Here is a 12,394-nt window from a genome sequence, read left to right as displayed (position 1 = left end):
CGTCTCACGCGACTCCGACCATCATGCCGACCACCGCGTCCACCTTTACGGCGGATCGAGACGGCCGAGCCGAGAACACGGCAAGTGATTGCGAGGTTTCAGCCGACGCGCACGATCGGCGGCAGATCCGTGCACTACGTCGGTGTTCTGTATAGTCCGGCAATCCCACACAGCCGAGCCCGGTAAAAGCCCGGTGCGGGGCTGCCGGAGATTTGCTAAGTTGCTGAATGGCAGCAGAGAAAGATGCGGAGCTGGACTCGCGCAGACGTACTTGACTAATAGAGGAGGTGCCCGGGGTGGGCAGTAACGCCGGCAAACTCACTGTTGCCACGTGCCAGTTTCCGGTAGACGCCGACGTAACCCGGAACCTATGGTTTGTATTGCAGCAATTGCGGGAGGCGGCATCAAAGGGGGCAGACGTCGTCCACTTTCCTGAATGCGCCCTCTCTGGTTACGCCGGGTCTGACTTTCCCGATCTTGCAGCGTTGAATTGGAGTCAGCTTGACCATTCAATGCGCCAGGTCATGCGCTGGGCAGCGAAGACGGGCGTGTGGGTCGTCATCGGCTCGACGCACCGCCTGACCGGCGGCAACAAGCCGCACAACAGCTTGTACATCATCGACTCGGCCGGTGCGTTGGTCGACCGGTACGACAAGCTGTTCTGCGCCGGGGACATCACAGAACGGACCGGTGACCTGGCGCACTACAGTCCAGGAAACCACCTGACGGTTTTCGAGATCAACGGCGTACGATGCGGGACCGCAATCTGCCATGATTACCGCTACCCCGAGCTATACCGCGAGTACAAGAGGCGAGACGCCCAGTTGATATTCCACTCGTATCATGCGGCGCACGCCTCGGCGGAGGACGTCGCCATGATGCGCGCGCAAGTCGGCCTAGAGGTACAGGCCTTAAACCCGGGTGGCACGTACCCAGGCATCACTATGCCCGCTACCATGACGGCTGCAGCGGCCGCCAACCATATGTGGATTAGCTGTCCAAATTCCTCGGCCCGGGAGAGCTGTTGGGCAACGTTCGTTGTCAGAGCCGACGGGATCACCGTAGGGCGTCTGGCGCGCAACCGTACCGGCATCCTAATTTCGACCGTGGACACGACCGCAGACCTGTACGACTCCACATCCGCCTGGCGTGGCCGAGCGCTCGCCGGTGTGTTGCACAGCGGGACCCCGGTCCACGACGAACGCTCCGACCGACGAACCGAGCTTTAGCCCGCCGGCAAAGTTGCCGACTGCATCACGCCACTGCGCGTAAGCTCTCGCATTTGTACGTCTCGTTGGCCGAGCGGATAAGGAACCCCTTTGATAGCTCGAAGCGGTTCTGCGCCTCTTTAAGGCCATGATCGATTGCACTCAACTCGGCACGACAGTGCGTGCGGCGACGGGTCGATTTCACCTCTCGTAGCTGTCAGTGCCCACTGGGGTGGTGCGGCAGCCACTCGCGATGCCGGTCTCGCAGGCTGTCGCGCAAGGCCGCGGTGCCTGATGGGTCGGCGTCGAACACGGCGACCAGGTTGCCTCCGCGGACGTACTTACCCTCCCAGGACCAGCCGTGCATCGCGCGCCAGATCTGTAGGTTCGGTTGGTCGATCTCCTGGCAGGCCTCGGCGGGCGCAAGGCGTCCGACGGCCTTTGCGAGTTTGCTCTTGCCGAGCCGGACCGAGCCGGTGCTCCCGTGCCAGCCTGTGACCGTGGCGAGCACCGCGGCGGCCAACAGGTCCTCGGCCTGGTTGACCCGCTCGAACCTGATCTCATTGGTGCCTTCGGCGAAGCCGATGCCGTGCAGTTTCGGTCTCTGCCAGCCGAGGTTCGACTCGTAACGTTCGAGCGCACTGCTGATCTCCGGAAGCGTTTGCCAGGCTGATGCCACATCAGGATCTTCGCAGGACGTCGCTGTTCTCGGAGTGTATGGACGATGGCGCGCCACGGGGGGTGTGCTACTCGAAAGCACTCGACTCGGCCATCAGCGTGCACCGGGGCACCCGAGTGGCCCGCACGGAGTGTGAACGGGGGCCGGGCGTCGGCACGCACGGTCGGCGGCAGATCCCGGCGTTCGGCTGATTTCAAGCGCCCCTGTCGCCGACGGGAGCGCAGGAGACTAGCCAATAGTCGTATACGACTATACCGTGGATGGCATGCCGTTGGATGCCACCCGCAACAGCCTCGTGCTCCCGATCCTCGGCTTGCTTGTCGAGCAACCCGCCCACGCCTACGAGGTCACCGCACGTCTGGAAACCCGCTACCCGCACCTCAAGGTTCGGCGCAGCAGCGTGGTCACGCTCCTGAAGTCGCTGGCCGATGGCGGTCGGCTCCGTTCCGGTACCCCGGAAAGCGTCGCCAACCGCCCCACGAGAACTACCTACCAGCCCACTGACGCCGGGATCGAACTGTTCCGTACACGCGTCCGTGAAGGGCTGGCCGAGACCACGCCCGCCTCGGCCGACTTCCTTACCGCCGTGGCGTACCTGGGAATCCTGCCCACCGCCGAGGCGATCGCCGTGCTACGCGCTCGCGCCGAGCGCCTGCGACGCGAAACACCGGTGATCCCACCCGGCCTCCCCGAAATCCAAATGATCGAAATCCACTACTGGCTGCGTGTGCTGGCCACCGAGATCACCTGGTTGACCGAGACCGCCGACCGGATCGCCGGCGGCGACCTGGAGGTACTCGTATGAAGTTCGGTATCTACGTCGGCAGTCGCGCCGATGCCACCTGCGCCGGGCCTGCCGATCCACTTCGTATCGGCCCGCTCGTCGACGAACTGTCCGGCGGGCGCCCCTTCGTGATCCGCGAATACGTCCACTGGTGCGGCGGCGATACCGTCCTGGAACAGGAAATCGACGCCTCCGGCGACCTCGACCACCTGACCATGCCCGACGACTGGTACGTCACCGGCGGCCGCGAGCTGGACCTCGTGCTGAGCTACCTGCCACCGGTCGCCGACCTCGACGGCTGGCTCGACTTCATCGACCGCACCCTCGACCGCAACGGCCACCTCGTCAACTACCTGCAGATCACCCTTGAGGCGAACTTTCCCATCCCCCACATCGACGGCAGCTCACCCGGCGTGATCGCCGCCCTCACCCAAGGCCTGCCCTACGCGCGCACCCGCGCCCGCGACAGCGTCCAGGTCGGATTCTCACTCGCCGAACCCGCCGAATGGCTCGGCGGGGACGACCAGTTCTGGAAAGAACTCACGTCAGTTCCGTACGCGGCGTTCGCCGCCCAGGTCGACTACGTGGGACTCGGCCTCTACCCGGACGGCTTCTCGCCCCACGACGACGTCCACGGCGCCACTCTGCACGCCGTGAACCACCTCCGCGGTCGCCTCACCGAGGCACACTTTCCACCCGGCCTCCCGATCCACATCGCCGAGGCCGGCAGCCCCAGCGGCGCGCACCGCACACCCGCCGGCCAGGTCTCGTCCCTGACCGCGCTGGTCGACGCGTCCGCCGCCGCCGGCGCGGCGCAATTCGAGCTCTTCGCCCTCTCCGACGCCGACTCCACCTCCGACTCCCCGCTCGGCACCTTCGGCCTCTGCACCGGTGACTACCTCCCCAAGCCCGCCTACGAGACCTACCGATCACGCATCAAGCTGGAAGATCAACCGCGAGAATTCCTGCCGTGATCGGGTGCACGCACGTCGGCAGATCCGTAAGCCGGCTGACCTCGGACGATCTGACGCTGAGTAACGAGCTCTTCGCGGCAATCAGTGCAGGCTGTTACCCGGCAGGACACCCCCTGGGCGCCTCGTGGGTCTGCCGGAGGCTCAGGGCTTTACCACCGCCAGCGCCAGAAACGGCGCTGGTAGCGGACGACCAGGCTGCCGGCCCGCTGAGAGCCGCTCACCACGAAATGGTGGCCGCTGCCGACAGGCGAACTCGGGGGCACCTTGGCCTTGGCGCTACCGGCGATCATCTCGACGCTGTCGACGTCGGCGGTCGCGCCCGGCGGGAGCACCAGGACGGTGGAGCCAGCGGTTACGTTCAGGTCGATCTCGACGATGTGGTGCGGCAGGACGGCCTCGGTGAAATCGAGTTTTACCGAGCCGGCCCTGGCCGTGACGCTCAGCCGCCGCGGCACGACCCAGCGGCCCCGCCGCTTCAGCGAGGACGCTGTGGTGCGCAGCTCGGTGTGCTCCAGTGCGGGTGGCGACACCGGGCCGCCGGGCAGATCGGCCACGTACGGCTCGACCTCGGCGACGGTGCGTGCGGCGTGCACCCTGGCCACCCGTTCCTCGAACTCGTCCAGTGTCAGCCGGCCCTCGCCGACAGCTCGGTGCAGCCGCTGGGCGACGGCCTCGCGATCGGCGTCGGACAGCCGGATCGCCGGCTGCTCCGGCACCAAATCTCCGCTCATGAGCGCACGATAGTCCGCCGAAGACCTGCTGACAGCCCCGCCCTGGCACCGGGCCGCCGACATACGCGACGGGGCTGACGCCACCGATGCCGTGCGGCTTACGAAGTCGGCTGTGCGCCGAGTTGGAGACCCGGCCTGTGGTTCGTTCGTGCGCCATGGTGGGTTGTGTTCACGATCCAATCGGGTCCGTGTCCGGTCGACGGCGGCCACACGAGACGCACCCACCCGCCGCGCGCTCGTCGCGGCCGATGAGTGCGCGGGAAAGCAGCACGGTAGCGGCACCCGTATGATGGCCGCGTGATCCAGGCATCCGGCAGCTCGCCAGGAACCGTGGAAATGACAGAAGTCACCCTTGCATACCTGGAAGCCGGTGACACATCGGCGCCGGCGATGGTGCTGCTGCACGGTCTTGGGGACGACAGCAGCGATTGGGGCGACGTGCTGGCGGATTTCGCCGCCGACTTCCACGTTTATGCGCTCGATCTGCGCGGGCACGGACGAAGTTCGCGACCGGGCCGCTACTCGTTCGAATTGATGCGCGCTGACGTCGCCGAGTTCCTTGCAATGATGGGCGTCGAGCGTTGCATTCTCGTCGGCCATTCCATGGGCGGCGCCGTGGCGATTCTTCTAGCTCAGACCGCGCCTGAATTGTTGACTCACCTCATCTTGGAGGATGTGACCGCGCCTGCGCCGGGCACTGTGAATCGTCCGCCGCTCGATCCGCCGAACACACCGACGCCCTTCGACTTCGCCGCTGTCAACGCCATACGCGCTCAACTCACCGATCCTGATCCATCGTGGTGGGACAACATGAAAACCGTGACAGTCCCCACCTTGATCATCGGTGGCGGCGAGTCAAGCACCTTTCCTCAGCAGTTACTCACCGAGACGGTGCGGCGCATGCCGCACGCTGACCTGATCACCATCGATGCCGGCCACCACGTTCACCAGGCGAGGCCGGCCGAATTCGTCTCCGCGGTCGAAGCATTTCTACGGCTTGAAAAATAGTTCCGGCGCGTACACATCGGCACGAGCGTGCACGCGCTCGGTAACAGCGGCTCAGCGGTCGGCGCTTGCTCAGCGGCAAAAGAGTACGAACCGGCACGATCTCGTGCGAACGAGTTCATTATTGCCGCCCCCTCACACCGCATAGCCGACCTGCAAGGGGAAGCCCGTTGCTGGACCCGAGACGCCTCTGGTGTGTCGGGCAGGCGTTCAGACATCGTCGACCACGAGCGGGTCGGACGACCGGCATACTGTCGTGATGGAGATCCACGAGTTCTGGCGGATCGTGGAACAAGCCCGCGACGATTCGGGCGTCACGTCGGAGTGCGCCTGAACACGCGGTAGCCGTGCCCTGCGGTTCCCTGCCCGCGGGGCCTCCGCTAGCAGGAACCGCTTCGGGCGCCGGCCCGTCGTAGCCGGTGGACCCACCCGCGGAGGGATCAGACGATGATGAAGTGGACAGTCCTCTGCGTGCTCGTCGTCATGGCACTCGGCGGTTGCTCCGGTGGCTCCGCTCGGGTCGGTGCGGCGGTGGACGCGGTCGACCCGAAATTGCGATCGTTCTATTCCCATTCGTACGCCGGACTCGATGTCAAGGGTGACCGGCTGATCATCTACCGCAAGCCGGACGCCGCGTTGGATGCCTTCGTGCGAGGGCAGATCGACGACGTCGACGTCGAGTTCCGGGACGCGCCGTATTCGCTGGACGAATTGGAGCAGCTCACCGAGCGGGTGAGGGCCGATTGGCATTACTGGGCCACCCGGCGGTTTCCCCTCAGGATGGTGATTCCCCGCCTCGACGGCACCGGCGTCAACGCCTCGTCGCCACCGACGACCCCGATGCGGCACGGGCAGAGTTCCGGCAGCGTTACGGCGACGAGCCGATCGTCGTGGACCGCCCCCGCGCGGACCGGAATCGTGCCGGCCCGGTGATCCGGGCCGGCTCCGGGAGCGGAACGTGACAGCGGGGCGCGGAGTGGCTCATGACCTCGCCGCGGGTACCTCCCTCGCAGAGAATCTCGCCGATGCGTGCGCGGGTCTTCAGTGCGAGGGAGGTACCTCTCAGCTAGCTCGCATCGGTTCGAAACAGGCGCGGTGCGAAGTCGATCAGGTCCTTCTGCCACGTGTCCCAGCCGTGCGGGCCCGGGGTGACCCCGGCGAACTCGTATCTGATGCCGACCCGGTCGAAGGCCGCCATCGAGGCCAGCGTGATGGGGTAGACGAAGTCGGTCACATTACCGGTGTATATGCGCAGCAGCTTCGTCCCGTTGTTGATCGCCGTCGGGTCGTATCCCGTCGGGTCGGCCGTGGTGGAGAAGCTGATACCCGCGGAGAAGGTGCCGATGTAGGCGAACTCGCCCGGGTGGGTTTTGAGTACGTCGAACGTCTGGAACCCGCCCATCGACAGGCCGGCGAGCGCTTGCTGCGCCGGATCGTCGGAGATGTGGTAGGCGGCACGTGCCGCCGGCACGATGTTCTCCAGCAGTTCCTTCGGGAAGTCCGGGACGTTGCCGTTGCCCATCACGACGACCATCGGCACGAGCGAGCCGTCCCGGAACTCGTTGTCGAGGATCTGCTTGGCCCTTCCCATCTCGAGCCAGTCGGTGTAGTTCTGGCCACCGCCGTGCTGGAGATAGAAGACCGGATACGGCGTCGGCCGCGCGGGATCGTAGCCGGGCGGTGTCCACACGTACGCCGAGCGTTCCTCCCCGGCCACCGTGCTTCGGTACGTGAGCCGGTTCACGCTGCCGCCCTTCCCGGCGGGGACGTCCGCGAGCAGACGCGACTCCTTCCCGGGTACGAGGAAGGAGCTCCACGTCGGTTCGGTGGTGATGCTCGTCGGGTTCGACGTGTCCTTCTTCGAGGCCAGGTCGACGATGTACTTGTAGTAGTAGAACCAGGGCTTGAGCGGTCCCACGGTTACCCGCCAGCGGTCACCGGCGCGAGTGAACGGCACGTTGACCCAGCTTCCGCCGGGCGCCCAGTTGCCCCAGAGCGTGACGTGCTTCGCGCCGGCGAACTCGGTGCCGGTTTCGACGGTGACGAAGGTGTCTCCGTTGACCTCCCTGGTCAGCCACGGCGTCGGTGTGGTGCCGGGGGCCGGCGGCGTGAACTCGTGCCGCGGCACCAGGTGACCGGGGCTGCGGCGGTGGTTCGGCGCCGGGCGGAACAGCCGCGGCGCGAAGTCAGCCAGATTCTCCTGCCACGCCTTCCAGTTGTGGCCGGCATCCGGGTTCACCCCGTCGAACTCGTGCCTGATGTGTGCCTTGCCGAGCCGGCGCTGCAATCGGTACGTGGGGTTGTACGCGGGATCGGTCACGTTCCCGGTGTACAGCCGCAGCAGCCTGGCACCCGCGTTGACCGCCCTGGCGTTCACACGAAGGCTCTCATCGGCAAAGACGCCACCGAACGAGCCGACATAGGCGAAGGCGCCGGAACGGGTCAACGCGGTTCGCACCGCACGCACGCCGCCGGCCGACGCACCGGCGATCGCCCGATGCCCGCGATCGCCGGCGACGTGGTATCTGCTGTCGATCGCCCGCGGGAGCCGCGAGCGCGAGACGTCGTCCTCGTCGCTCATCACGACCACCATCGGCTCGATGCGGCGCCGCACCGAGAGATTGTCGAGGATCTGCCCGGCGCGTCCCAGTTCGCTCCAGTCGGCGTGGCCTCCACCTTCGCCGGGCAGGAGGTACAGGATCGGATAGGGGCGCCCGCGGTGGGCGTCGTATCCCGGCGGCGTCCACACCGTCGCCGCCCGTTGCTCTTGCGCCGTAGCGCCCGGATAGGTGATGGTCTCGATCTTTCCGCCCTGCCCCGGTGCCACGTCGGCGAGGTATCGGGCGGAGTCTCCCGGGACGAGGAAGGTACTCCAGGTCGGCTCCGAGGTTACCGAGGTCGGGTTCGTGGAGTCCTTGACGATCTTGGTGTCGTCACCCCGGAGGCGGTAGTAGTACAGTCCCGCCGGCAGCGGACCGATCATCGACGTCCAGGCGGTGCCGGAGCGTACGAGACCGAGTTCCGACACGTTGAAGGACGGGCCGAAGTTCCCCTCGACGACGACGGAGGAAACGTTGCCCATGGCGTTCTGAATCTCGTCCGCCGGGACGGCGAAGGACGCGAAACCGCCGGACACGGTCAGCCACGGTGCGGCCGCCGCTGCCGCCGCCGGCTGCGCACCGGCGGCAGCGGCCGCGGTGCTCATCGAAACGGTGACGAGCGCCGCCAGGAACCGGCGTGCGCCCCGCCGGGGGTGGAACAGTGAGGACACTTCTCCGCTCCTTGCTCTGAGCCGATGACAACCGGGCGGTGCTCAGTGGTGACCGGCGCCCCAGCTGGAGCGGTGCGGGGCACCCGAGGCAAGCAACAGATCCTGCTGCAGCACGTCGTACTGCCCCTTCGGGTTCAGCTGCTCGTCGTAGATCAGCGCGGCGCCCTCCTGCGGGTCGGTGAACCAGCCGGGCACCCACGAGTAGGCGTCGCCGAAGCCCCACGGCGTGAACGAGATGCAGGCACGGACCGCCAGGCACGCTTGGAGCGTGCGGGACCAGTAGCTCTCCTGGGCGTACGGGGCGAGGGCATTCACCGGCTCGTTGACGGCGTCCGCTTTGGTCAGCGTGCGGACGTCCACCTCGGTGAGGGCGACCTTCAGCCCCAGGGCGGCGAAGCGCTCGAGGTTGTTCGTCAGGTCGGGGTAGCCGTACTGGGTGGAGAGGTGACCCTGGAATCCGACGCCCTGAATCGGCACGCGCTGCTCCTGCAGCGAGCGCACCATCGCGTACACGGCGTCGCTCTTCACCCCGGTGAACTCGAGGTTGTAGTCGTTGTAGAAGAGCAGGGCCTTGGGGTCGGCCTGATGCGCCCACCGGAACGCGTCGGCGAGGTAGCCGGTGCCGCCCCACGCCTTGTACCAAATCGTCTGGCGGGGCTGCCCGTTGTCGTCGAAGGCCTCGTTGACCACGTCCCACTGCCAGATGTCGCCCTTGAAGTGGCGCACCTGGTCGAAGATGTGCTTCTTCAGGACCGCCTTCACCTCGTCGTTCGACAGGGTGGTGGTGTAGCCGTCGGAGGACAGCCACGTGGGCAGCTGGTTGTGCCAGACGAGCGTGTGGCCGCGTACCAGCTGCTTGTTCTTCTTCGCGAAGGCGACCAGGTGGTCGGCCTTCTCCCAGGTGTAGGTGCCGCGGACAGGCTCCACTTCGGCCCATTTCATCACGTTCTCCGGGGTCACCGTCGAGAACTGCTCCGCGGTGATCTGCGTGTATTTCTCGTCGGTGCCGAGCAGGTCCGCGTTCACGGCCGTGCCGACGCGCAGGCCCACGCGGGCGGCCAGCGCCCGCAGCGAATCGGAGGGGTAGGCCGGGGGTGGCGACGGTTTCGCGGCGGCCTGCGCGGCGCCCGCCGGGGCCGAGCCGACGAACGTCAGCTGTCCGCCCAGCAGCACGGTGGCACTGACGACAGAAAGGGAAATCCAAAGACGACGCACCGGAACTCCTTGCAACGAAAGGTTTCGAAGCCCGAAAGTTTCGGACTTCTTCCGGAAGTAATTACAGGAATCTATGCGTCATCTCTGCGGGCGGTCAAGAGATCCCACCGAGTCACAATGGAGCGTGATCACGTAGCCGTTGCCTTGGCGATGAGGAAGGCGGCACCGAGCGAGCCGTCGGGCAGTGGACGCCACGGGCCGTCGGTAGTGGACGGCAAGAGCGAATCGCCACCGCCCGAGGCGACGGGCGCACGAGCTGACCGGATCCGGGGACCCCCGGGTGGCGGTGCGCGAAGGCGCGACCCAGCGCCGGCGCCCTCTGTTTCCTGCGACGCCATGTCGACGATGCCGGCACCGAGGGATGCTCGGTGCCGGCCACCGTGTCACCTGATCTTCGAGACAATCTCCACGAGGTTGCCGTCCGGGTCGCGGAGCAGGGCGTTCCGGTTGTCGTTGCCGGCGTCGTGTGGGGGGCTCAATGCGGGAACGCCGGCGGCGACCAACTGCTTGAATGCCTCGTCGACGTCGTCGGTCCAGAGCACGACGACCATGGCGGGCCGGCCCGGTTCGGCCTGCACCCCGTGGACCCGTTCGGCCGCCTGCACAGTGCCGAGGCCGACGGTGAAGCCGCCGAGCCGCAGCTCGATGTGTTCAGGAACGCCCTCGGCGGGAGTGCGGAATGTCTCCACGAAGCCGAGCAGGTCGCGGTAGAAGCGGATCCCCGCCTCGATGTCGTTCGTGTAGAGGTTGACAAGCGCCGATTCGAACATACGTCCAGCGTAGGATGCTTTTACGGTCCGCGCTGTCCCAGGTTGGTTCGTGCCCGCGTGGCCTTCGTGCCGGTCAGCCTCATGAAGCGGCTCCTGTGTGGTGCGCGGCTCGTGGGGTTCCGCCCTTCGGCGGGGAGTCAGAATGATGGCGGCCTGATCGTCGACGGGTTTGTACACCCGCTCAATAGCAGAGCCACCGGAATGGCCGCACAGGTCGGCGAAGCCGACGAATCGCACGACCCGAACGCGGCGCCCTCAGCGAGGGGGCGACGGATCTCCGCCACGTCGGTGGTCAACCGCGCTGCAACGCGGCCGGGCCAGCATCGCTGAGGGTGGAAGCCGGAGCCCCACGGCCGGCCGGCATCCGGATCCGGCCCATGGGCGGACCGCCCCGATCCGACTCACTCCTGGGGGCCGTCTCCCATTCGCGCCAAGCGCTCGCGACTCAGATACCGAACCGGCTTGCCGAGCGACTTCGCGTAGGCAATCTCCCGTCGGGTCGACTCACCTGAGTAGCCGCCGGGATCCACGATGTACACCTCGTCAGCCATGCGAATCTTCTGGAGGTGCACGCGGCCGAGCCGCCCCTTCAGGTCCGAGCTGTCGACTGTCCAGTCGTAGTCCGGCAGATCGGGGAGGCTGAACATTCCGAGGCTGATCACGACGCAACCTTCCATCGTGAGCCGCTGATTGACCTCCGCGAACTCAGCCTCAAACCTGGTCGAGCCGCAGAGCGTGATGACCTTCGCCTCATCGGCCGGCGGCGTCGCCTGCTGGTCCTCCATGAGGTTCATGATCGCTGAACGGGCAGGACAGGTCTATCGCCGCTCCCTGGACGTCTGCTCATGCCGCCGGCAACGCGCGAGCCGGCCGGCGCCGGCATCGCGGAATGACCGGACAGTCACCCAGGTGAGCACGGCCGAGTTGTCGCGCGGGTGGCCTCACCCGGCAGAGCCCGGTGCCCCCTGGCGGAGACACCGGGCAGAGCCGGTCAGGCCGCCGCGTATTTCCGGGTGCGGGACAGCGACGTGATCAGCGACTGCTCGACCGGGAAGGACTCGCCGAACGCAGTGCCCACCACGGAGGCGGTCCGCCGCCGCGTGACGTAGCGGGCGCCCTCCTCGTCGCTCCAGCGTTCCTTCTCCACCTCGCCGGTCCCGGTCCAGGTGATCTTCACACTGGTCGTACCCGTTGTCGCCGGGGCGTCCGTGCAGGACTCCGGGCGTTCGCCCTCTTCGTCGACCGGCCCGTACGTGCACGTACGCACAGTCTGCGTGTAGGTAACCACCCCGGTGGCCGAGGCGCCCCGCAGCGACATCCTGACCCGTGACGGCGTCTGGTCGTCCGCGTCCCGGAAGGTCGTCTCGCAGGTCTCCAGACCGGCGGATTCGGTGCAGGAGCGGGACCAGTATTCGACGTCCAGCTGGGCCACCCCGTCGACGCGGTCGAGGTCGACGGTCAGGGTCCGGGCGGCGTTCGGGTCGTCGAAGCCGACGTGCGCGCCCTCGAACAGCGTTGAGGCCGGCGCAGCCGTCGCGGGTGTGGCGAGGGCTGCCGTGACGAGTGCGGCACCGATCGGCACGAGGGCACGGCGGAGCAGGGTCATGCGGTCTCCTTTGCGCAGTGATCAAGGAGACGCAATGCTAATCGCCGGGTACGGCGGGCGCTGCCCCGGAAATCTGGCGACGTGCCCCAGCCGTGGCGAGCGCGACCGCGAGCAGCACCTCGCCGAATCCGCACCGGCTCGGCACCCGGAT

12 protein-coding genes are annotated in these 12,394 nt (G+C 66.8%); 5 read left to right on the top strand and 7 right to left on the bottom strand.

All coding sequences use genetic code 11. The features are described from left to right. Positions 1-296 precede the first annotated feature (296 nt). Positions 297-1,229: a carbon-nitrogen hydrolase family protein gene (locus AB0F10_RS25935; RefSeq protein WP_360630102.1), complete on the top strand. Its 933-nt coding sequence runs from the start codon at positions 297-299 to the stop codon at positions 1,227-1,229. Between the two features lie 196 nt (positions 1,230-1,425). Here the strand turns inward: AB0F10_RS25935 and AB0F10_RS25930 are convergent, their stop codons facing one another. Then, positions 1,426-1,887, bottom strand: a complete 462-nt coding sequence (locus AB0F10_RS25930) for a hypothetical protein (protein ID WP_360630099.1) — start codon at positions 1,885-1,887, stop codon at positions 1,426-1,428. 265 nt (positions 1,888-2,152) lie between these two features. On the opposite strand from AB0F10_RS25930, the gene AB0F10_RS25925 reads away from it, so the two are divergent. Further along, positions 2,153-2,692 carry a PadR family transcriptional regulator gene (locus AB0F10_RS25925; RefSeq protein ID WP_360630096.1) on the top strand — a complete coding sequence of 180 codons (540 nt, stop codon included), beginning with the start codon at positions 2,153-2,155 and terminating at the stop codon, positions 2,690-2,692. Continuing rightward, positions 2,689-3,645, top strand: coding sequence for a hypothetical protein (locus AB0F10_RS25920; RefSeq protein WP_360630093.1), 957 nt, complete (start codon positions 2,689-2,691; stop codon positions 3,643-3,645). Before AB0F10_RS25925 ends, AB0F10_RS25920 begins: the two co-directional genes overlap by 4 nt. Positions 3,646-3,794: 149 nt before the next feature. On the opposite strand, the gene AB0F10_RS25915 is transcribed toward AB0F10_RS25920, so the two are convergent. Further along, positions 3,795-4,376, bottom strand: a complete 582-nt coding sequence (locus tag AB0F10_RS25915) for a DUF1707 domain-containing protein (protein WP_360630090.1) — start codon at positions 4,374-4,376, stop codon at positions 3,795-3,797. A gap of 336 nt (positions 4,377-4,712) precedes the next feature. On the opposite strand from AB0F10_RS25915, the gene AB0F10_RS25910 reads away from it, so the two are divergent. Beyond that, entirely contained in the window at positions 4,713-5,384 is a 672-nt protein-coding gene (locus tag AB0F10_RS25910; RefSeq protein ID WP_360630105.1) for an alpha/beta fold hydrolase, read from the top strand. A 528-nt stretch (positions 5,385-5,912) separates the two neighbouring features. Further along, on the top strand, positions 5,913-6,314 hold the full coding sequence (locus tag AB0F10_RS25905) for a hypothetical protein (protein ID WP_360630087.1): 402 nt from the start codon (positions 5,913-5,915) through the stop codon (positions 6,312-6,314). 133 nt (positions 6,315-6,447) lie between these two features. Here the strand turns inward: AB0F10_RS25905 and AB0F10_RS25900 are convergent, their stop codons facing one another. The 5 genes from AB0F10_RS25900 to AB0F10_RS25880 all read right to left on the bottom strand — a co-directional run bounded on the left by AB0F10_RS25900 (position 6,448) and on the right by AB0F10_RS25880 (position 12,243). Continuing rightward, positions 6,448-8,652, bottom strand: a complete 2,205-nt coding sequence (locus AB0F10_RS25900) for an alpha/beta hydrolase-fold protein (RefSeq protein ID WP_360630084.1) — start codon at positions 8,650-8,652, stop codon at positions 6,448-6,450. Between the two features lie 42 nt (positions 8,653-8,694). Beyond that, a complete protein-coding gene (locus tag AB0F10_RS25895) occupies positions 8,695-9,867 on the bottom strand; it encodes an endo-1,4-beta-xylanase (protein ID WP_360630081.1) in 1,173 nt (390 codons plus the stop codon). A gap of 383 nt (positions 9,868-10,250) precedes the next feature. Further along, positions 10,251-10,637, bottom strand: a complete 387-nt coding sequence (locus AB0F10_RS25890) for a VOC family protein (RefSeq protein ID WP_360630078.1) — start codon at positions 10,635-10,637, stop codon at positions 10,251-10,253. 401 nt (positions 10,638-11,038) lie between these two features. Then, positions 11,039-11,422: a hypothetical protein gene (locus AB0F10_RS25885; RefSeq protein WP_360630075.1), complete on the bottom strand. Its 384-nt coding sequence runs from the start codon at positions 11,420-11,422 to the stop codon at positions 11,039-11,041. Positions 11,423-11,628: 206 nt separating this feature from the next. Further along, complete coding sequence (locus AB0F10_RS25880; protein ID WP_360630072.1) at positions 11,629-12,243, bottom strand: hypothetical protein; 615 nt, start codon at positions 12,241-12,243, stop codon at positions 11,629-11,631. Between the last annotated feature and the right edge of the window lie 151 nt (positions 12,244-12,394).

The organism is Actinoplanes sp. NPDC026623, assembly GCF_040638275.1.
Classification (GTDB): Bacteria; Actinomycetota; Actinomycetes; order Mycobacteriales; family Micromonosporaceae; genus Actinoplanes.
This window is presented reverse-complemented; position numbering and strand designations above follow the sequence as displayed.

Coding starts and splice junctions, on each gene's coding strand:
- AB0F10_RS25925 (WP_360630096.1), top strand. CDS start 2,153: ATGCCGTTGGATGCCACCCGCAACAGCCTCGTGCTCCCGATCCTCGGC.
- AB0F10_RS25920 (WP_360630093.1), top strand. CDS start 2,689: ATGAAGTTCGGTATCTACGTCGGCAGTCGCGCCGATGCCACCTGCGCC.
- AB0F10_RS25915 (WP_360630090.1), bottom strand. CDS start 4,376: ATGAGCGGAGATTTGGTGCCGGAGCAGCCGGCGATCCGGCTGTCCGAC.
- AB0F10_RS25910 (WP_360630105.1), top strand. CDS start 4,713: ATGACAGAAGTCACCCTTGCATACCTGGAAGCCGGTGACACATCGGCG.
- AB0F10_RS25890 (WP_360630078.1), bottom strand. CDS start 10,637: ATGTTCGAATCGGCGCTTGTCAACCTCTACACGAACGACATCGAGGCG.
- AB0F10_RS25885 (WP_360630075.1), bottom strand. CDS start 11,422: ATGGAGGACCAGCAGGCGACGCCGCCGGCCGATGAGGCGAAGGTCATC.
- AB0F10_RS25880 (WP_360630072.1), bottom strand. CDS start 12,243: ATGACCCTGCTCCGCCGTGCCCTCGTGCCGATCGGTGCCGCACTCGTC.